The 20358-nt window shown below is 56.9% G+C and carries 21 protein-coding genes; 10 read left to right on the top strand and 11 right to left on the bottom strand.

Going from position 1 to position 20358, the window contains the following annotated elements; translation table 11 throughout:
* The first annotated feature begins 61 nt into the window (after positions 1 to 61).
* Positions 62 to 958 (top strand): SDR family oxidoreductase, encoded by an 897-nt coding sequence (locus DWU99_RS05415; RefSeq protein ID WP_115477198.1) that lies wholly within the window; start codon positions 62 to 64, stop codon positions 956 to 958.
* Positions 959 to 1127: 169 nt separating this feature from the next.
* On the opposite strand, the gene DWU99_RS05410 is transcribed toward DWU99_RS05415, so the two are convergent.
* Entirely contained in the window at positions 1128 to 1988 is an 861-nt protein-coding gene (locus DWU99_RS05410; protein WP_158543235.1) for an alpha/beta fold hydrolase, read from the bottom strand.
* A 104-nt stretch (positions 1989 to 2092) separates the two neighbouring features.
* Between DWU99_RS05410 and DWU99_RS05405 the strand changes: the two genes are divergently transcribed.
* On the top strand, positions 2093 to 2491 hold the full coding sequence (locus DWU99_RS05405) for a winged helix-turn-helix transcriptional regulator (RefSeq protein ID WP_115476936.1): 399 nt from the start codon (positions 2093 to 2095) through the stop codon (positions 2489 to 2491).
* 158 nt (positions 2492 to 2649) lie between these two features.
* Here the strand turns inward: DWU99_RS05405 and DWU99_RS05400 are convergent, their stop codons facing one another.
* A complete protein-coding gene (locus tag DWU99_RS05400; protein WP_115476935.1) occupies positions 2650 to 4374 on the bottom strand; it encodes an alpha-keto acid decarboxylase family protein in 1725 nt (574 codons plus the stop codon).
* A gap of 444 nt (positions 4375 to 4818) precedes the next feature.
* Here DWU99_RS05400 and DWU99_RS20965 point away from each other — a divergent pair, with 444 nt between their 5' ends.
* Positions 4819 to 4989 (top strand): hypothetical protein, encoded by a 171-nt coding sequence (locus DWU99_RS20965; RefSeq protein WP_158543234.1) that lies wholly within the window; start codon positions 4819 to 4821, stop codon positions 4987 to 4989.
* 32 nt (positions 4990 to 5021) lie between these two features.
* Here the strand turns inward: DWU99_RS20965 and DWU99_RS05395 are convergent, their stop codons facing one another.
* The 7 genes from DWU99_RS05395 to DWU99_RS05365 all read right to left on the bottom strand — a co-directional run bounded on the left by DWU99_RS05395 (position 5022) and on the right by DWU99_RS05365 (position 10208).
* Positions 5022 to 5534: a tautomerase family protein gene (locus tag DWU99_RS05395; protein WP_115476934.1), complete on the bottom strand. Its 513-nt coding sequence runs from the start codon at positions 5532 to 5534 to the stop codon at positions 5022 to 5024.
* 133 nt (positions 5535 to 5667) lie between these two features.
* Positions 5668 to 6105 (bottom strand): hypothetical protein, encoded by a 438-nt coding sequence (locus DWU99_RS05390; protein WP_115476933.1) that lies wholly within the window; start codon positions 6103 to 6105, stop codon positions 5668 to 5670.
* A gap of 75 nt (positions 6106 to 6180) precedes the next feature.
* Positions 6181 to 6585: a cupin domain-containing protein gene (locus DWU99_RS05385; protein WP_115476932.1), complete on the bottom strand. Its 405-nt coding sequence runs from the start codon at positions 6583 to 6585 to the stop codon at positions 6181 to 6183.
* 139 nt (positions 6586 to 6724) lie between these two features.
* Positions 6725 to 7363: an FMN-dependent NADH-azoreductase gene (locus DWU99_RS05380; protein ID WP_115476931.1), complete on the bottom strand. Its 639-nt coding sequence runs from the start codon at positions 7361 to 7363 to the stop codon at positions 6725 to 6727.
* A 355-nt stretch (positions 7364 to 7718) separates the two neighbouring features.
* Complete coding sequence (locus DWU99_RS05375) at positions 7719 to 8636, bottom strand: NmrA family NAD(P)-binding protein (RefSeq protein WP_115476930.1); 918 nt, start codon at positions 8634 to 8636, stop codon at positions 7719 to 7721.
* A 51-nt stretch (positions 8637 to 8687) separates the two neighbouring features.
* On the bottom strand, positions 8688 to 9683 hold the full coding sequence (locus DWU99_RS05370; protein WP_115476929.1) for a carbon-nitrogen hydrolase family protein: 996 nt from the start codon (positions 9681 to 9683) through the stop codon (positions 8688 to 8690).
* A gap of 51 nt (positions 9684 to 9734) precedes the next feature.
* Positions 9735 to 10208, bottom strand: coding sequence for a MarR family winged helix-turn-helix transcriptional regulator (locus DWU99_RS05365; protein ID WP_199535699.1), 474 nt, complete (start codon positions 10206 to 10208; stop codon positions 9735 to 9737).
* A 275-nt stretch (positions 10209 to 10483) separates the two neighbouring features.
* On the opposite strand from DWU99_RS05365, the gene DWU99_RS05360 reads away from it, so the two are divergent.
* From DWU99_RS05360 to DWU99_RS05340, 5 genes are all read left to right on the top strand, one after another.
* Positions 10484 to 11065, top strand: coding sequence for a TetR/AcrR family transcriptional regulator (locus DWU99_RS05360; RefSeq protein WP_115476927.1), 582 nt, complete (start codon positions 10484 to 10486; stop codon positions 11063 to 11065).
* The gene (locus tag DWU99_RS05355) at positions 11049 to 12506 is read left to right on the top strand and encodes a nitrilase-related carbon-nitrogen hydrolase (protein ID WP_115476926.1); all 1458 of its coding nucleotides are present in this window, start codon (positions 11049 to 11051) and stop codon (positions 12504 to 12506) included. The genes DWU99_RS05360 and DWU99_RS05355 overlap by 17 nt, the downstream gene beginning before the upstream one ends.
* Positions 12507 to 13059: 553 nt before the next feature.
* Positions 13060 to 14079 (top strand): alpha/beta fold hydrolase, encoded by a 1020-nt coding sequence (locus tag DWU99_RS05350; protein ID WP_115476925.1) that lies wholly within the window; start codon positions 13060 to 13062, stop codon positions 14077 to 14079.
* Positions 14080 to 14120: 41 nt separating this feature from the next.
* Entirely contained in the window at positions 14121 to 14501 is a 381-nt protein-coding gene (locus tag DWU99_RS05345) for a hypothetical protein (RefSeq protein WP_115476924.1), read from the top strand.
* 30 nt (positions 14502 to 14531) lie between these two features.
* Complete coding sequence (locus DWU99_RS05340) at positions 14532 to 15392, top strand: SDR family NAD(P)-dependent oxidoreductase (RefSeq protein WP_115476923.1); 861 nt, start codon at positions 14532 to 14534, stop codon at positions 15390 to 15392.
* A gap of 412 nt (positions 15393 to 15804) precedes the next feature.
* Here DWU99_RS05340 and DWU99_RS21430 read toward each other — a convergent pair whose 3' ends face one another.
* Together DWU99_RS21430 and DWU99_RS05330 are read right to left on the bottom strand one after the other, a co-directional pair.
* Positions 15805 to 16488, bottom strand: a complete 684-nt coding sequence (locus DWU99_RS21430; protein WP_158543233.1) for a phytanoyl-CoA dioxygenase family protein — start codon at positions 16486 to 16488, stop codon at positions 15805 to 15807.
* A 290-nt stretch (positions 16489 to 16778) separates the two neighbouring features.
* The gene (locus DWU99_RS05330) at positions 16779 to 17369 is read right to left on the bottom strand and encodes a hypothetical protein (protein WP_115476921.1); all 591 of its coding nucleotides are present in this window, start codon (positions 17367 to 17369) and stop codon (positions 16779 to 16781) included.
* Between the two features lie 219 nt (positions 17370 to 17588).
* Here DWU99_RS05330 and DWU99_RS05325 point away from each other — a divergent pair, with 219 nt between their 5' ends.
* Both DWU99_RS05325 and DWU99_RS05320 read left to right on the top strand, forming a co-directional pair.
* Positions 17589 to 18062 (top strand): hypothetical protein, encoded by a 474-nt coding sequence (locus tag DWU99_RS05325; RefSeq protein ID WP_147292891.1) that lies wholly within the window; start codon positions 17589 to 17591, stop codon positions 18060 to 18062.
* A 404-nt stretch (positions 18063 to 18466) separates the two neighbouring features.
* Positions 18467 to 20032 carry a HEAT repeat domain-containing protein gene (locus DWU99_RS05320; RefSeq protein ID WP_147292890.1) on the top strand — a complete coding sequence of 522 codons (1566 nt, stop codon included), beginning with the start codon at positions 18467 to 18469 and terminating at the stop codon, positions 20030 to 20032.
* The last annotated feature ends 326 nt before the right edge of the window (positions 20033 to 20358 follow it).

Genomic DNA, 20358 nt, shown 5'->3' with positions numbered 1-20358 from the left:
ACTTTACTAGCATAGATCAAGCATGGAGATTTGTCTCCACAGAACTCTGGAGATGTTGATCATGCGTGTATTCGTCACAGGTGCTACGGGATTTATCGGTATGCCCGTCGTCAACGAGTTGATTGAGGCAGGCCATCAGGTGCTCGGTCTCTGTCGTTCGAATGACAAGGCTGCGGATCTGGCTGCTGCCGGCGCAGAGGTTTATCACGGATCGCTTGAGGACTTGGATAGCCTCAAGAAGGGTGCCGCCCAATGCGATGGCGTCATCCATCTTGCCTTCAAGCACGATTTCTCGACATTCGTCGCGAATTGCGAAAATGACCGACGTGTGATCAAGGCACTCGGCTCGGTTCTCGCTGGCTCTAACCGTCCGTTGATTGTGACTTCCGGAAGCGGATTGGCCAACACGGTGCCCGGTCGGCCGGCCAAGGAAGACAATGCGACGATCGCCTCAAACGTCATTCCGCGTGCGGCGTCAGAAGAAGCGGCTGCCGCTGTCGCTGCGGACGGCGTCAATGTGTCGGTGGTGCGCCTTCCGCAAGTTCACGACCGGGTCAAGCAGGGCCTCATCACCTATGCAATTACGGTATTTCGTGAAAAGGGTGCATGTGCCTATATCGGAGAAGGGCACAACCGCTGGCCAGCAGCACATGTTCTCGATGTAGCTCGCCTATACAGACTGGCGATTGAAAAAGCCGAGCCGAACGCGAAGTATCACGCCGTTGCGGAAGAGGGCGTATCGATGCGCGATATCGCACAAACCATTGGTGCACGCCTCAACCTGCCGGTCAAATCCATCGCAGCAGACGAAGCTGAAGCCTTTTTCGGATGGCTCGCCATGTTTGCCGGGCGCGATTCTCCCGCATCCAGCGAGCAAACGCGGCAAAAGCTGGGATGGCATCCGAACGGACCCGGGTTGATTGCCGATCTTCAACAGCTGCGCGTTTCTGAAACCTGATCTTTCTGAGAATTACTGCGCTGTAGACAGCTAACGATCTCATCGTGCTGGCAATTCTGCATGCACGGCCTGGGCGGAAGTGTGTTGCATCGACTTCGAGTCTTGCCCTGTTTCCGCTCAAACAACATGGACGCACGCGCGGCCGTGCAGGCTGCGCGCGCGTTGGAGCTCATCGCTTTGGCAAGCTTTGTACGAAGTCGTCAATCATGCGATTGAACTTCACCGGATCGTCGACAAACAGCGCGTGTCCATCCTCGTCGAACCGCTCAAATCGAACTTTGTCGCCAAGCTTTGCCTCCAGGAAGTCCGCACTTGGCTGCAACGCTGGCTCATACGCAAAGAGCATGGGGCGATCGATCTTGGTGAGCGCGTTGGAGAAATCCGTTACCGACATCATGTTGTAGATAAGCGCGACCGCGGTATCGGTCGGAACCTCCAACGTTGCCTGCTTAAGTCTTTGAATGTAGTTCTCTGGCTCAGGCTTCGTGAACATGGCTCGCACGAATACATCGGCCTCTTTCTGCCGATCCTGCTGAAGCTGGTCGGTCCAATCCGCCAGCACCGAAAGCACGGCTGGATTCTGCTTCGCCGGAAGCATGCCATCTACCAACACCAAGCCACTGATTCCACCCTCACCGAATTGTTCGACGTAGCTCAGTAGTTCACCGCATCCCATCGACCAACCGACCAGTACTGGCTGCTTTAACCCGAGCTGATCCACGAGCTCCTTATAGTCGCGGGCGCGAGTCTCGGGGAGGTGCCCATAGTTCGGCTTGTCGCTGTCGCCCTGCGAGCGCGGATCGACGGCAATCACCTGATACTTCTTGGACAGCTCGTCGATTTGCTTCTGCCAAATCCAGGCAGGCATCATCCATCCGGGGATAAAGACGATGGCCCTTCCTTTTCCCGCCTCAACATAATGGATACGAACGCCATCGGAGGTTTTGATAAACCCACTTTTCATAGCCTGAGCAAAGGCATTAGGCACACTCAAAGCGTACAAGAGTAAAATCGCCAGTGTGAATTTCATTGTCTTCTCGATTCTGTGCCGATAGAAAGAATCGGCTAAGTGGCTAACGTAGATGTCCATCGAACAGAAGAGAAGTACGCACTTTTAAGTGGGGTACCCACGAAATGGTAAGCACGACAATCAAAGTGGAAAATCCGGAAGACGCAAAAGACCCGGAGCTTTGCAGGTACCGAATGCTCTGCGCATCCCGTTTGGCGGATGTGCTTCGCTCTATCGATGGCCGCTGGAAGATGCCTATCCTGGCCCATCTGAGTGCAGAAGAGACCATGAGATTTTCGGATCTCGAGCGAGCGATTCCACAAGCCTCGCAGAAAATGCTCACACAGCATCTTCGTGAACTGGAACGAGACGGGATCATTGCACGGACGATATACCCGCAGGTTCCCCCAAGGGTCGAATATCGCCTGACCGATCAGGGGAAAGGATTGAGGACGGTCTTTCTATCTCTCCTCGACTGGGCGGACGCACGAGACCCCCATAAAGAAACATCGTCGGCGAAATAAATAGCCTGTTTAGATTGTCCTGCGCCACCTCATAGCGACCCGCAGTTCCGAATAACGAGCCAAGGCGTGCCTTCTGCGTGACGCCAGCGGCTGCTTTGGGGCGTCGTGATGCCATCTTGCACGGATGTCAGCAACGCGGGGCATACTCTTCGCATCGATCATGCCGTCATTTGCGATGTCGCGGGCCGAAGCTGCAAACCTTCACGGTGTTGTGGACCTGTAGGACCGTAGTCAAGCTCGGCTCCCAGGTTGCTGCTTCGAGTGACCAGGGCGGGGGCGTCGCAGGAATCCATGATCGATTCGACGAAGATCAACGTGTCGTTCGGTGCATCGAGGGCCTTTTGCAGATCCGCACCGGTTCTGGCTACGAACGATCGCGCCGAAGTGTCAGGCCGAAGCACTTTCGGCAAATTGGCGTAGGACCAATTGGCGACGTCGTTGTACGGTTCGGTCTTGCCGAGGTAACCGCGTTCGATGGTGTATCCGCCGTTGTTGATCAACATGATCACCGGCTTGTAGTCGTGTCGCAGAATGGTCGATAGCTCCTGCGCCGTGACCTGGAATGAACCGTCGCCAATCAACAGGATATGACGACGCTCGGGCGCCGCGGTCAGCGCACCAAGCAACGCTCCGACCGAATAGCCGATCGAACCCCAGTTGATCGAGCCAATGAACGTGCAGCCCGGCGGAAGCTTGAGGCCTAGAAGAGAAAATGACGTGCCGTTGTCGACATACAGAACATCACCGGGTCGCAGATAGCGTTGAATGGCAGGCCAGTAAAAAGCCTGAGTCAGCTTGGCATTGGCGTCGATGTCTGTGCTCGGCATTGCCGCTGCCACGACATGTCGCGGAGCGCGATGACTGACCTCGGGAACGGCATTGATGACGCCACGAAGTATTTCTTTGAGCGTCACCGCTTGATAATTGTCATGGCCAATATCCAACGAGTGTGCGCGGGCATGGATCGTGTTGGCAGGCAGCGACGCCGAGAAATCACCCGTGGTCACTTCGATCGGTCGGTAAGCGATAGCGAGCAGGCAATCACTGCTCTCGATCGTCTCGCACACACCCGGCTCGCTGGCCTTGCCGGCGTACATGCCAACGTAATGCGGGAACGATTCATCGATCACACCTTTGGCTGCGTTGATCACCGCCACCGGAGCCTGCAGCTTGTTGGCCAGATCCATGAGTTCGGAAGCAACACCAAACCGATCCGCGTCCGTATCGACCAGGATCGCCGGCGACTTTGCCGCAGACAGACGTTCCGCAACCGCAGCGACGCACGAACGCAGCCGCTCCGGATCGCTTGGCGGTTCGGCGAGCACAAGCGGTGCTTCAGGCACTTCGATATCGAGGTAGGCGATGTCGGACGGAAACTCCATGTACACCGGAAGCTTCTCACGCCACGCAGTGAGGATAAGGCGATCGATCTCGGTGACCGCATTGCGTGGCGTAATCCGCGCCTGCGCCACCGTCACCGGCTTGTATGCATTGAGAAAGTGATCAAAATTCCCATCCGCCATGGTGTGGTGCATCCCCAAACCACGGTCGATGGATCTCAGCGGGATCGAGCCGGCGATACAAATCACTGGAACGTGTTCGGCATAAGCGCCACCCACCCCGTTGATCGCGCTTAAGGGGCCGACCCCGTTCGTGACGAGGAGCGCGCCCAATCCGTTCAATCGTGCATAACCATCCGCCGCATAAGAGGCAGTCAGCTCGCCGGTGGTGCCGATCCATTTCATTCTCCCCGCGTCGTGCAGTTGCTGCAGCATGGTGAGGTTGTAGTCACCGGGAAGGCCGAACAGATGCCGAATGCCGGCCTCTTCAAGACGGCGAAGAAGGAAGTCGCCAATCTTCATTCGTTGGATGTTGCTTGCCATGGGAGACTCCTGGGCCGTTGGAGGAATGCGGCGAATAATTAGTCCGCGGGCCGGGGGAATCCCATGCACGAAGGTATCGGTGACTTACCGAGCCAACGGCGTATCGGGGCAACTCCGAGAAAATCGCCGTCATTGCTGACGATTTTCATCATTGGATCAATCCAATGTCGATGGTGGCTGGCCGGGCCAACGCCGATCCTAAGACTCCACTCTCAGGGACTATACGAACATCAGGATGGTGTTCAAGTTGAACGCTGACGGTTTGGCGCGAAACTGTATAAATCTTTTCGACATACCTTGCGTGGCACGACGGTTGCATTGAGTGCCACCGGCATAGCTGCGCGTATGGTCTGGCGCCGCTTTCATAGCTGGATGCTCTTCGTTACACGCGTGAGAGAAAGTTGCACCGAGGGGAGAAGGGCAGCGATCGATACGAGATCAGCAATGTCGCAGGGTGTCTGGGCGAGCCGCCGCCGCTTATGGTCACTCTTGCCTTCGGCAGCAGCGGCCATTCTGCTTGATGCGTATTTCCCGCATCGGCTTGTCTTTGCGATTTTGACAATCGTGATCGCGAGCCTTGCGCGCAATGCTTTCGGGCTCGCCGAGCTGGGGTAGTCCGTACCTTATCCGCCGCGGTCGTCGTGCGGTCATGCGGCGTCGAGAGCGGCTTCCAGTGTGATGCGTGCTTTTTCGCGCCGACTCCGCGCAAGTCGCTCTGCGCCGACGCTCCGCTCGGGCTCGCCGACGAGCATGGCATGAATGTCGGGCAACCTATTGATGACACCATTCGCACCCCACTCGCCGTCCGGAATCTCGGATGGAAATACCCACACTCGCGGAGCGATGTCTTTGAACGGCGTGTTTTCGGCGCGCGCCACCGCTTCGGTGATTTCTCTCACCAGCGTGGCGCGTGCTTCGTCCGTATATTGCCCTTCGGGGGCCGAAGGAATGATCCGGTAGCGCGGGAATTTCGACGGCTCTCCACCGACGAAGACCGCGGCGGGCCGGTGCAGATGAAGCACGGACACCCGTTGTGCATTCTGGTTACCGGGATCGTATCCCTCCGCCCGGATCAGAATATCGGTCATCTCTTTGAGAAGACGTCGTTCCGCTTCGGGGGTCAGGGCATTTTCGGGGATGAGTGCATCGATCATGGGCATGGCGCCACTCCTGATTTTAAGTAATGGGGTCTGGCGCGCATCCATGGGTATGGAGCCGCCATAAAAGTTGACGTGGGAGAGTGCGCGCCAGGGCAGTGAGCAACTTAAGCCGCCTTGCGCGCGATACGTGGGATTACTTGCGTGATGCTTTGGCTACGCCGTCCGCTTGGGCTTGGCTTAGATACAGGTCGCCGAATCGATCGCCGAATTTCTCCCACATCAGACGGGAGAACTCCAGCGTGCCTTCGAGCGGATAGTGATGTATCAGGATGGAATCGGCTTCGCCGGCATCGTTCATGTGGACGATGAGGGAGCATTCGATGGGAACGTCGTTTACGCTCGACCGATAAGATTCCAGAAAAAATTGATTGCCCACGTTGCCGTAGTAGGTGTAGTCCTGGAATTGATACAACGTGCGCGCATGCGAAATGAGCGCAAGGATGTTTTCCTTGCCATGCACGGCGCGCTTCAGTACAGCGCCTTCGAGCGTTGCATCCGGCGCGAGCTTTGCAAGCCATGGCGGTGGTCCACTGGGGCGCGGAAGTATTGGTGCGGTGTTAATGAATTTCATGACTAAAATTTGATCTGATTGAGTGTGTTGCAGCTAATAACAAATGAAATCCTGGGAGCGATGAAGCTCGCTCGACTACTTCACCACCTCGACCAGCGGCTTGCCGATGGGAACGATGTACGTACCCAGTTCCGCCGCATTGGTCGCGCCGACGTTCCTGGCGCTGTGGACGACGCCGGCCGGCACAAACAACACATCGCCGGCCTTCAGCGTGACCGGAGGCTTGCCTTCGAGCCGATACTCCAGGGTGCCTTCGATGACGTAGATGATTTCTTCGCCAGGGTGCTTATGATTCGGAGCCGTCTTGCCCGGATCGATATCGACGCGCAGCTGTACTTCTTCCCATCCCGGTATGCTGAGATGGTTGCGGGATAGTTCCTTGCGGTGCGTGCCTTGCAGCTGTTGCGCTTGTACCGCGATGGGCGCCAAGGTGCTTGCGAAGGTGAGCAGGGCAGCGGCCCCGATGATCGATGCTTTCACGTGATATTCCTCGCTGATCGGCGTGGGTGGAGTTATCGGAGTCGATTACGCCAGGGCCACCTTCATTCGCAACCTGATAGCCCGATGTCCTCGGCTGCATGACGGGACACCGGACGTTTGTCATCAAGAACCCAGCGGGTCAAATACGTCCATGTTTCTTCGCCAGCTCTACGGCTCGACTCTTTGCGCGCGCGAAATCACCCTCCCGGTCGGCAGTAAGGAATGTGGGTTGGAACAGCACTTCCTCCACCTCCGATACGCCCGTCAGGTTGAGCCACGAACGAAGATACGTCGATTGATGATCGGTGCCAAAATTAGGCGACGGAAAATGTCCGGCATAGGCACCTGATGTCAGCACAAGGGTGGCGTGTTTGTTCTGGAGGAGGCCGGAATAGCCATTTTCTGGCGACAGGCGATACGTTATGCCGGGTTGATGGACGATATCGATGAATTGCTTGAGACGGTAAGGGATGCCGTCGTTCCACATCGGCGCGGAGAACACATAGCGATCCGCCGAGATGAAGCGATCGGCCACTTCCAGGACCTCATCCCAGTGCGTTTTTTGCGCGGCATTCAGGTCCTGGCCCAGCAACACCTTTAGTTTTGCCGCATTTTTGTCGCCGTCGAAGGCCGGGAGGTTTTCCTTCCACAAATCCAGGATATCGACGTCGAATCCCGGATTGAGCTCCCTGAAAGTCGCCACATAGGTGTTGGCGACCTGAGTCGACTTCGATTCGTCGCCCCGGGGCGACGCGATGACAAATAGTAACTTGGCCATGGATGAGCTCCTGAAATGTACTTAGGGTTACGTGGTCGTGTTGCGACCTGGGTAGATGTTGGGTAGTGGTTCGTGCGCGCCTTTTTCAAACGTGGTTCTGCCAAGTCCGGAGGCGCGGCCGCGTACTCGGCAGGGGTGCTTATCGTTGATGCGTTACGCGAGCATGATTTTGTGGAACGTCCACCAAGACGACGAGCGCGATCGCGATGGAACTGATGGGTGAAGGCAATTTCACGTTGGTAATAACTGGATTAATCGAGTAATGAGATGACTGCGCGGTCGCACTTTCATGCTGTCGCGACCGCTCGTTTGATGTCTGGAAAAGACGAGAGGCGGCGCCCGTCGAACTGCGATGTCAGGCCCTGGTGAACTCGGTAGCGTGTCGCTTCACCCATTCAGTCATGCCCATGGGTTTCTGGCCGGTGAGCTTGAACACGTCGTCGGTCATGCGGTCGTACCGCCCCTGCGCGTGCAGCTCGGCCATCACCGAAAGGTGGCCGATCAGATGCGCCGGCACGCCGAGCTCTCGGAGCTTTTCGGACCACGGTGCGACCGGCACGTTGCGGTAACGAATCGTGCGGCCAAGCGCTTCGGAGAATGCACGTGCGTAGTGATCGACACCGGCCGACTCGGGGCCCGTGAGGTTGTAGATCTGGCCAATGTGCGGCGCTGGGTTATCGAGAATCGCGGCTACCACGCGTGCTACGTCGAACGCCGCGATGGGCGAGGTTTTGGCCTTGCCGAGCGGCAACAGTAGTTCGTCGGATTCGCGCACCCCGTTGGCAGCAAGGCGCAGGAAGAAGCCTTCGATGAAGGCGGTGGGACGCACCGTGACCACCGGCAGTCCCGACCATTCAAGTACCTGTTCCGCGAGCCAGTGCAGCTTGTGTTGCGGGCTATCCGTGGTGTCATGGATGCCCATCTCCGACACGGTCATCTGCGAGATGTTCACAATGGCTTCTACGCCATGGTGGCGCGCTACAGCGGCAAAATTCACCGTGGCTTCCAAATAGGCCGGCGAGATCGACATGCCGAAGTAGATGCGTTTGCAGCCTTCGATGGCGCGATGCAGCGATGGCAGATCAGTAAGATCGCCAACGACGACTTTGGCGCCGAGCTGGCGGAGACTTTGCGCGCGTTCGTCATCGCGACGAACAAGAGCGCGTACCTTGTGTCCCTTGGCGATCAACATGGCGACGACGTTGGGGCCGATGCCGCCGACGGCGCCGGCTGCGCCGGTGACCAGGATGGGAGCGTTATGCGCGGTTGTCATGGATATCTCGTACAAGTTTTGAAAGTGGGAGGAGGGCTCGGTGGCGACGCGTTACACGATCTCGATGGTGCGCGCGGCATCTGCAGCTCGCGCGACATCGACAACGGGGCGTGCTCCACGCTCTTGCATCGGCGACGTCGGCGTGCGGTCGATCAGGAGGCTCAGCAGTTCCGGACGCGCGTAGTGACCGCGCGAGTCCATTTGCTGCTTGCGGCGATAGATCAGGGAGAAATCGAGATCGGCGATGACTTCACCTTCGCCAGAGCGGAGGGGTTCACCCAGAATCGTGCCATCGGGTGCGATGATCGCGGTGAAACAACCGCCCGAGATCGGGCCGATCTGGCAGCCCGTGTCCTTCATGATCTGCGCCTGCTGTTCGGCATCCAGACAGGCGGTCGCATTCACGACAAACGCGCCGGATTCCAGCGCGTGTTGACGAATGTTGATTTCCATCCGCATCGCAAACCCGTCGCCAAAGGCGGAGCCCGGGTACATGGCCGAATGGATCTGTTCGCCATCGGCCATCAGCGCGTAGCGCGCCAATGGATTGTTGTGCTCGAAACAAGCAAGCTGGCCGATGCGGCCCACCTTGCTGTCGACCGCGCGCAGGCCCGATCCGTCGCCCTGGCCCCAGATCATGCGCTCGAAATGCGTGGGCGTGATCTTGCGGCGACGCTGGATCAAGGTGCCATCGGCGTCGAACAGCAACTGCGTGTTGTAGATGGTGCCGCCATCGCGCTCATTCACGCCGATGGACACCACCATGCCGGCTTTCCGGGCAGCCGCGCCAATGGCGTCGGTGGTGGGCGAGGGTACTGTCACGGACTGTTCGAGCAGTCTCAGATACTCATCGCCCATCAGTTGCGACAGAGGCGTCTGGACGGCCGCAAAGTACGGGTAGTAAGGCACCACGGTTTCCGGGAAGGTGGCGAACTGCACGCCTTTCTGACCGAGTTCGTGGATCTTCCGCACGACTTTTTCGACGGTCGCCTCGCGGCTATAGAGGACGGGGCTGATTTGTACGGCGGCGGCTTTAATGAGGGTCATGGGATATCTCGAAAATGGTATGTTGTAGATACATCAATATCAGGAAAAAAATTAGCCAGCCAGTTCTTCAACCGGCAAGCGGGCGGATAGCTGGACTATGGCAGAAGCGCCGTTATCGCCCAGTAACTGCCGAGCCTGCGCCTGTGCGCTTCGCCACGCGGGCATGGCCACGGCAAGCAGATCGCGTCCGGCTTTGGAAATCACGATAGGGCGGCTGCGGCCCTTTTCAGGCATCACTTCTTCTGCCCATCCCTCATCCAGCACCAATTGCAGATTGCGGGTGGATGTGGAGCGCTCCTGGAAGTTGGCGCGGCCGATTTCGGCGCGGCTTGCGCCGCTCAACCTGGCAATCAGTACGAGCAGAGAAAACTGCGAGGAACTCAAGCCGAACGGTCGAAGTTCCTCGTCATAAATGCTCGTCACAACGCGCGAAATACGACGGCTGCGCGTCATCAGGCAGTACTCCGTTACCTCGCTGACCATGGAGGTGAGAGTCTCGGACTTAACGGGTGCTTTGGTCTTCATGCACAGAACTATGGTGCATATACACCATATTGTCAACACCCTACTTAAAGGAGGTTATTTCCAGTCCCCTCAAGGCGCGCGCACCTTCACGTATCTACCGATTCGGGGCGTACCTGGCCTGGAACGCCCGAGCGAACAAAAAACCGCCTCTAGCGGCCAACAAACTGCCTCCAAAGTCGCGGCTCGCCTTTCCCCAGCGGTCGCTTTGTGACCCGACCCGACTAGCCCATTAGTAAGTATTGCCGCGTCGCGGCCATCATGTATACAGTGTATACATGACCCGCCTGACGACCCCCGAAAAGATTCTCAAGGCTGCGCACGCGCTGTTTGAACGCGAAGGCGCCGACGCGGTGACCATGCGCCGGGTAGCCGATGCGGTGGGCATTACGCCCATGGCGATCTATCGCCATTTTCCGAATCGGGACGCGCTGCTGAAAAAGCTTTCCGACGACAGCTTCCAAAGCGTCGCGCACGAATGGAAATCGCGCGCGCGAAGCCGGGACGTGCTCAAGCGGCTGAACGCGTTAATGGAACCCTATCTGGATTACGCGCTGACGCATCCGCATTTATTCGATCACGCCTTTTCGGTGCGTCGCGACGATGCGCGGCGTTACCCGGAAGATTTTCATGCGCGCCTTTCACCCACCTTCAATGTCGCACTTGACGCCGTGATCGAAGGCATGGCCCAAGGCTTGTTGAAGCAAGACGATCCGCACGACGTCACGATGACGATCTGGGCGCATCAACACGGCTTGATCGCGCTCTATCGCGCCGGACGTTTCAGCTATGACGAGGCGCAGTTTCGCGCCTTCTACTTGCAATCCTTGAGGAGGTTGCTCGATGGCATCAAAGCATGATTACTCCGCGCTGCAGACCTGGTTTGCGGCGACCGCCCTCTCCGCGCTGTGCTGGTGGTTCGGTAGCGGTATACATCCGCGGTGGTGGCTGACATGGCTCGCACCGTTGCCTGTGCTATGGCTCGCACCACGGGTTCGAGCGCGTTCGGCCGCCTTGTCGGCTTTTGTCGCGTATACCGCAGGCTCGTTTAGCGTCTGGACTTATCTCCACACGTATATCGGCCTGCCCTGGCTTTTCGATGTGTATGCGATTAGCGCATCGGGCGTCATGTTGATGCTGTGCGTGCTGCTGTATCGGCGATTGCTGCTGCGCGGTCATACGCTGGCCGCCGCATTGGCGGTGCCGACGATGTGGGTAGCCATCGAATACGTTACCAATCTGCTTTCGCCGCACGCCACGTTTTCCAATATCAGCTACACGCAAATGGATGCGCTGGCCGTCATTCAAATTGCGGCGATAACCGGCATTTGGGGCATCGGTTTTCTGTTGCTGCTAGTGCCCACGGCCATCGCGTTGCAGGCGACGCCGCACGCTTCCAAACGCAGTTGTGTCACGGTGGCCGTACTTGCGGCTATTTTGGTGGCCGGCACTGTGGCGTATGGCGGCTGGCGACTTCAGGCTCCGGCGACCGGAACGATGCGCATTGGCCTGGTATCGCTGCAAAAGCCGACCGATGCGGCATTGAGCGAGCCGAAGGGGCAAGCTCTCGAAGCACGTTACATGGAAGCATTCGGTCGTCTCGCCAACGACGGCGCACATATCGTGCTGGATACGGAAACGACATTCGCCGCCGCGGATACGAGCATTCCCGCCTTTTCTCAAATGTCGAAACAGCGCGATCTGATCGTGGCTTCCGGCGTTGATTTCTACGGCGATCCGCACGGACATCGCAACATGCTGATGGTGTTTCAACCTGGCGCCACATCTCCGGCCACCTACAACAAACACCATTTGCTCCCCGGCATGGACCCTTTTATACCGGGCGACAACTACACCATGCTTCAAGGCGGTCCGCGCATCGGGTTGGCGATCTGCAAGGACATGGATTTCCATGACATTGGCGACGCTTACGCCGCACGCCGCGCGCAACTGTTGCTGGTGCCTGCGTCGGATTTTACGGTGGATGGCTGGCTACACAGTCGCATTGCGATCATGCGCGGCGTGGAAAGCGGCTTCGCCGTCGCGCGCGCCGCGCATGCCGGCCGGCTCACGCTCAGCGACGACCGCGGCCGTGTCGTGGCAGAGGCTTCCAGCGAAGGCGCCGATGCCGAATTGGTGGGCGATCTTCCGCTGCACGAAACGCACACGCTCTATGCGCAATGGGGAGACTGGCTGGCATGGTTGGACTTGATCGCGCTGACGGCATGGCTGGTATTGGCTTTCGTTCCGCACAAAGCACCGGTAGAAAGCCTCGGTCAAACGCATCCGGCTCGCGCTTGAACGAGTCAGAGTCGGCACTGACTCGGGATTCAAGCGTTCGAGCAATTTTTGTGGAACGTTGGTCATATGAAAGATCAGGATGCGCGCAACGCGCATCCTGATCCAGCCGTTCACTTCTTCTAGCCGGTATCGAAGCAGGCTAGGTAGAGACTATGGAGTCCTTTACGCCCGTGCGCGTCTGCAACGGCAACGTGCTGGGCGAGACCATCAATGGACTCTACAAGGCCGAGCTCACCCATCCCCGCTCCTGGCCACGCATCTAGGATGTCGAACTGGCCACTCAGGCTCGGGTGGCCTGGTACGACCATCAACGCTGGCAGTCCAATCCTAGGCTGGAAGCACCGTCATTTCCGGGGCAGTCCAGGCAAGTAGTGTCCGTAATTTCGGCTGTGAGTTTTGTATCGAAATGTTTCAGAGCCTGCCTGAGACACGTTCTGATGGCTTTTGGCCTCTCCCGGACATAGTCGGGATACGTCGCCGCGGTTTCCTATGTGCACAGGGAAGCACTTCTTAAATCTGCCCTTGCAACCACGCACGCATTCCGGAGATCACCATGAAGCACACGTACTTGGCACTCACGGCCGCCATTACCCTCAGCTTGGCCGGCCTCACGTCGGTTGCACATGCCGAAGGCCTATCACCTCAGCCGGCTACGACACCCGTTACATCACAGGACCCCTGGGGGCCGCTGAAGCATGTCCACGCCGGCGTTCTGGACGTCGCTTACGCGGAGATGGGACCGGCCAATGGTCCAGTCGTGATTCTTTTGCATGGGTGGCCCTATGACATCCATAGCTATGAAGCGGTCGCGCCCGCGCTGGCGGCAAAGGGTTATCGAGTGCTTGTCCCCTACACGCGTGGGTACGGCGACACCCACTTCCTGTCCGATAGCACCGTGCGCAACGGCGAGCCCGTCGCGGTGGCCAGGGATGTTGTCGACTTCATGGATGCGTTGCATATCAAGCGTGCGGTGCTTGGCGGCTTTGACTGGGGTGCGCGCTCGGCGGACATTGTCGCGACGCTGTGGCCGGAGCGCGTGAAGGCGTTGGTGACCGTGAGCGGTTATCTCATCGGCAGCCAGGAATCCGGCGAAACCCCGCTACCGCCTAAGGCCGAGCTGCAATGGTGGTATCAGTATTACTTCGCCACCGAGCGTGGCCGAATCGGCTACGACAAATACCGCCATGACTTCGCCAAATTGATCTGGCAGCAGGCCTCACCGAAATGGGGCTTTGACGACGCCACCTTCGAGCGCAGTGCGGCCGCGCTGAACAATCCGGATCAGGTTGCCATCACCGTCCATAACTATCGCTGGCGGTTGAACCTGGCCAAGGGCGAAGCGAAATACGAAGCCCAGGAAAAGCAGCTGGCTCAATTCCCTGCCATCACGGTACCCACGATCGCCATGGAAGGTGATGCGAATGGCGCACCGCACCCGCAGCCAGAGGCGTATGCCAAAAAATTTGTGGGCAAGTATGAGTTCCGCCTGATTACCGGTGGCATCGGCCATAACCTGCCGGAAGAAGCACCGCAGGCGTTCACGCAGGCCGTCATCGATGCCGATCACCTGTAATACAGATCGAACTGTCGACTCCCTGGGGAGAGGCGGAGGTATTGGCCCAACTGCCCGAGAAAGATCCCAAAAAACAGCTCCATCACGTCTGGACGCGATGGAGCGACTGGGGTGTCGCGTTTTCTGAAAAGCAACAGGTCCTGGCACAGCTTACCGTTTCCGTTGAGATCTCTGCGGCATCGCGAGAGCGCGCATTGAAGGCTGTCGCGCCGACGCTGGGTGTTATTGATCAAGTACGACAACAAGGCGTTTTGAAAAGCAGGAGTTTGGCTTTCGTTGGCGCCATCGTCGAGGCCATGGCCGCCACCACAATGGACTTCATGATTCGCGAGCCCAAACATGCGGCGCACTATCGTGAAGCAGGCTTCGAGACCTTCTGGAAAGCCATCAGCCAATGGCTTTTTTTAAACATCATTAAATGACTGCCTAGTCAGTCTGTAGTGGAGCATTTCATGTCGAAAGTTTGGTTGGTAACAGGAAGCGCAAGCGGCTTGGGTCGTGACATCGTCGAGGTGGCCTGCGCGAGCGGCCACAAGGTTCTCGCCACCGCGCGAAACACGGACCCGCTCGCTGAGTTGTGCGAGCAATACGGGGAGAACATCTTTACCACGCAGCTCGACGTCACGAATGAAGCCCAGGCGCAGGCGGCCGTCGCCTTGGCGGTTGAGCGCTTTGGACGTCTTGATGTTCTGGTGAACAACGCCGGCTACGGCGACGTTCGCCCCTTTGAGGAAACCAGTTCGGCGGATTTCAAAACCCTGGTCGACACCGTCTTCTATGGTGTCGTCAATCTGACGCGTGCTGCGCTGCCGATCATGCGCACGCAGCGTAGCGGAACGATCATGCAGATCTCCTCCGTGGGTGGGCGCCTCGCCACCGCCGGCTCGGCGTCGTATCACGCGGCGAAATGGGCGGTCAGTGGATTCACCGAGAGTCTGGCGCAAGAGACGGCACCCTTCGGAGTCAAGGTGGTTGCACTGGAGCCCGCGGCCATTCGAACAAACTGGGGTACGCGTGCGACACAGCAGCGGCCGGCGATCATGCCGGACTATGAACCCTCTGTTGGGGCGGCCATCAAGTCCATGGAAGGCCTGTGGGGTAACGAACCCATCGATCCCGCGCGCATCGCGCAGATTGTGCTGCGCCTTGCCGATGCAGGGCAGGTACCTGCACATCTTCTCATCGGCACCAGCGCTTGCGACTACTACGCCATGGTGGAGGCACATCGCTCCAGCGAGGCCGAGCGTTGGCGGGACATCAGTCACTCAGCAGATTTCAACGCCGGACCTATTCCGCCGGTTCCTGCCGCCTGACGCTGATTGTGGCCGCCGTGCTTCTCAGGTGCTGTCCGCGTGGCGATGGCTCCTGTGAAATGGCCGCGCCGATCAGCGCAGAACGTCGCAACTGCGTCAGTTTGGCTGGCACCAATGTTTGTACACCGGGTACAAACATTGGTGCCATGCCCACTCATGGGCATGACATCAAAGTATGTGCACTTTTGATAACCAAAGTGTGTGCAGTTTGAGCGTCTGTGCACATACTTTGCTTGCTGTTTGACAGCAAAGTATGTGCAGGGGTAGGAAAAACAATTGGTTAGGAAGTTCAAATTTTGGCAAATTTAGCCGTTTGACAACCAAAGTATGTGTCAGATCAATCGCAAACCGAGATGCCAGTACGTGTCAAAGCAGCTTCGTCCAATCGAAGCTGCCGTTGACGAGCTGCTCTCTAGAACGCGTTGGCCCACGCTAAGTTGGATGGTAGAGGCGGGCCAAACAGAAAGTGCAATACCCGCCTAGGTCGAACTGAGCGGCTCCTACCCGACGAGTGGATTAGCAATGGGCGCATGACTACTGCGCCGCCGCGTGGAACAACGCAACTACATTTTCCACTCAACGCGCTTTTAAGAATGTCCGGGTTTGAAAGCCGACCTTGTGAATGGGTCTTCGGGACGACTTCAAGCGGCCCTGTTTCCGACGAGTGATCATCAAGCTGAAGTCTTACAGCTACGAGCTGCTCCAAAACATACTCAGGTGGCTGGACGTACCACACCCCTTCTTTTCTCGACCATCCCGTCCAGCCTGGACTATCTACACGCTCCCGCACTGGGATGCTTAAGTCTTGGTGTGGGGTAACAGACCAGTTGGTTGTCGTCTCTTTGGCGAACAATGAGCATTGAACGAGCTGCGAGTGAGGACTGAGAATGGCCTCTATCGACGAATGTCGTTTAATCGTGACGCCAGTGCGTAAGACAGGTTCGATGCCGAGCAGGCTTCGCGAACCAGGCCCGCGAACGGGGTTCGCAGCTATAGCTTCGATGAGTTTGTCGCACTCGGCGTGAGATACGAGCGATGAAAGGATCGCAAATCCATCGGACTCAAGCGCAGCTGAAGTTGATTCCGCTTCATTCACTCGCAGGTGCTGCCCTTATATGGTTTGTGACTAGACTTTAGGTCCATGCTCAATCGACAACGCTATCCGAAGCCTGCAAGACGATTGTGTTCTCCCACGCGCAGCATTTGCTGTCGTCTGCGGGCGGCTCCTGGTCGTCCCACGCTGCTCTAAGCACATACGTAGCTATCCACCAGCCGTAGGGAGATCGATTTTTATAGGGGATCTGTTCTTCCATGGTCTCGACGGATCTCAACTAATTTCTTATTGAGTCGCTTCGACGGGCGACTGTGTTTGCCTTGTCTCAGACCTTATTCCTGCGATTCAGAAGGATGAGAAGTGTCATGCAGAGGTGCATTGGCAGGCGCAAGTGGGTTTTTTTTGCTCCCGGCACGGAGCACAAGCGCACTGATTTGATAAGGGCGGCAGAGAAAGAACAAAGATAAGCCCAGTTCTGCTAGCTGAGAAGTTGCGTTGATTTTTTGTTCTATTGAGAGCGTGCCTAAGATTGATGTGTCGGACAGCTGACTGTTAAGTGCGCCCAATACCCAAATTTTTATAAGCGGAATCAAGGATTCTTTCAGTCCCCAAAGGCCCAATAGGGCGCAGCCTGCGGTAACGATGCCGTGGGGCGTCAAATGTATGTTCTGAGGTGACACTGCGCCTCGCGTGATCACGTACCCCAACGGGCGACACGTAATCCATAACAGTGCTGCCGTGGCAACGAGTAAAGCAATCCCCAGTCCAATGCTGCTCACGACTGTTCGAATGCCTACTAAGTTCGCTTCCGCGTGCATTGTTCTCTGCACGGACATCAGCATTTCAAATGTCTGGAACGCGGCGAGTAGCAACCAGAGCGCAAAGAATCGCAGCCCAACCGAAACAAGTTCCCGAACCGTCATTGGATAACTCCCCATCCTGTTAATTTGCCGAGAATACAGGAATATTTGCCTTGGGCGCCTCGTGGCCATTGCGTCCAAGGCGGCCAAACGGCAATCTCATGCAGTCCGCTTTTGACCGGGAGAGGCAGGCGACGTACGGCGGCGGGTTATACGGCCTGTGTGCCGATTTTGTGTCCAAGTTAAGGACAGGGAGGGGGACCAGTGCTACGAGCAATTCTATTGAGCGCCATCGGATCGGCTTTGTTCTCTTTCCTGATGTGGCTGGCTGTTTGGGGCCGAGAAAGAGAGGAAGACGCAGATGGCAATCCCACTCTCCGTTACGTGGCGCCAAAGTTTCTCATGCCGATCATGGGGCTAATTTTTCTAGGCGTTGGCGTTTACGAGTGGTTTGAGCCGCGCAACCACCGCTATGCCGGCAACTTAGAGATACTTTCTTACACCCCCATCGCGATCGCGATCCTCTGCTTCGTCATGTCGACCTACTTCAGTAGTTATCGAGTGATACTGAGAGCGCGAACCATTGAAATAAGACGGTGGCCGCTGAGCACAGTGGAATATGGCCTGGACCAACTCCAGTCGATGGAGGCGAAAGGTCGGCAGATGATTCTTCACTTCTATCAGGGGCGTAAGCTTGTCATTTACCCCAACCTTTCAGGTCGTGAATACTTCATTGAGCGGTTAAAGGCTCAATAGACATTGATCAGTACGTGAAGTGGGGAGCGCGTATGAACGGAAAATATATAAATGGCGACGCGATTTCGCCCGCCGTGGAGGAAGGGCTCCGGCGTATTCGGTTGCGACGCCGAATTGCGTTTGGGATGTTCGCCGCGTGGCTGCCGTTCATGGCAATCGCGTCAGTCACGCTTCGATCTGAGCAAATATTGAAATATGTCGCGCTGACGTACATGGGCCTCTTCGCATTGACAGGTATCGCCTATGGCTATAGCTCCTGTCCGCGATGCAGACATCTATTCTTTGTTTCTTGGTGGTCCAATGGGTTCGCGCGAAGGTGCATGCATTGCGGTGTGCCGCTTTCCGGAATTCCTTCCGATAGCTAACTTAGGAGTCGGGAATTGGAGTCGCCGTTGGGAGAGCGTGTGTCATCGATGAACTGGAAGCGATTCTTTAAATTCCTTGATCCACAGGTGCCGAAGGGCGAGCACTTGGATACCGGGAATTTCTTACCCGGAGTGCTCTTGGACCAGGCGCTTCGATTTATGTTGCCTGCTGATGCCCAGGGAGACCGGGTTCAAGTACTTGCCTTCCTGGAAGATCTACCAGCCGAACGGCTTTTCGATATCGATGAGCGACTAAGGTCTTACTACGGCACGCCGTTTCGTAATTGGCCATCTACCGCAGTGGCGGATATCACCTCGTCGAATATGACCTCATCGCTGAGGCAGTCTTTGCTCTTTGTTGCTGCCAGTCATAGCAATGGGCGAGTTCGACAAGAGGTGCTTGAATCACTCCCAAAGTATTCGGGGCGATTGACTTTGGCTGCCGCACTGATTCGATGCGCGGACTGGGTTCCTGAAGTTAGGAAGGCCGCGCAATGGGTCGCCAGCCAACTTCTTGATCGTTGCACGGATAGTGATGTTGTAGCGGTTTGGCCGCTCGCGATCCGACTCCAATCCCGCGGCCGGGTTGCCAAGGATTGGTTTAGCGAGCACATCGAGGGGTGGATGCTGCGGCAGGATTCATTGCCATGGTTGCTGAGTCTTCTTCATAGCCCGAATACATCCGTCAGGGCATGGGCGTACGAAAAATCGATCGAGGGTAATGTCTCGCTATCGATCGATCTATTGGATTCGGCAATCAGGGATCCTAATCCTCGGATCGCGTTTCATGCGCTTCGTTACTCGTTGCATCGCTGCGATGAAGCGCGAACAAAGGCGTTAGCTAATTTTGGTGTAGAGGCGCCCCATCCTGTAGTTAGGCGTGAATCGCTTCGTGCGCTGGCAACACTTGACTCAGACGTGCCCAGAGAGCTGCTCCACCGAATGCTATGTGACCCATCAGCAGGTGTGCGGTCCTTTGCAGCTTTTCTGTTGCGCGAAAGGTGCGGCGAACAGGCAATCGACTATTGGCGCTCAGTCATCGATGGCGACATAGAGCGACCGACGCTTGGTGCCTTGGCAGGGGTCGCGGACAACGCGCAAGCCGAAGACGTCGTGCGGCTCAAGCGATGGCTTGCTTATCCCAAAGGCATCGTTCGGATGCTCTGCTTAAACGGTATTACCAAAGCAGGAGGGACGCTTTCCGACGAAGAGTTCTTGCGACTCGTAACCAGCAAAGGCTTACGAGTGCAGCGCGCAATTGCTATTGCGGTAAGGCAGGGTGCACTTCCGTTGGACAAGCGCCGCTTGTTGGCCACAGTTACTTCCGATGCGGCAACATCCACGACACATGATCATCTACGAGGCCTGCTTCGAGAACTGAACCATTGGGATAGGCTGAGCTTGATTTTGGATTTCCATCCTTCCAAAGAATCTGAACTCCTATGGTTCGTGACATTGCTAGGCGATTGGGTTGTGGATAGCAACCGTTATGCGCCCCTAGGATCTAGTACGCGGACACGCCTCTTAGATCTACTTCAAAGTCGTCGTGCTGAAATGGACAGTCAAACATTTCAGGCAATTCAGGAATCGATTAGCCGCCTCTAAGGCGGGACAAGAGGTTCTGAAGCTTTGTGCTGTTCAACTTCGGGGCGATGTCGATTGTGCCGAGTAATACAGCAAGCCACGCCAAGTGGTAGCCCAGTAACTACACATAAGGGGGGCGATGTTAAAAGAGCTGGCCACGGAGTTTGTTGACGTCATGAAACGTCGGGGCGTTTCTGAAGATATGGCGCTCAAAGCAACAGAGTCGGGATATGTGGTAGCGCCGAGCGCACCGACGTTGACGGTGATGGATTGCCATTATGGTTATAAGGCACCCCCTCTGACACCAATGTTTGTACAACGTGTACATACATTGGTGTCATGCCCAT

It is taken from the genome of Dyella psychrodurans, assembly GCF_003363265.1.
GTDB lineage: Bacteria > Pseudomonadota > Gammaproteobacteria > Xanthomonadales > Rhodanobacteraceae > Dyella_B > Dyella_B psychrodurans.
Note: the sequence above shows the minus strand (reverse complement) of the source record. Positions and strands in the feature narration are given on the sequence as shown.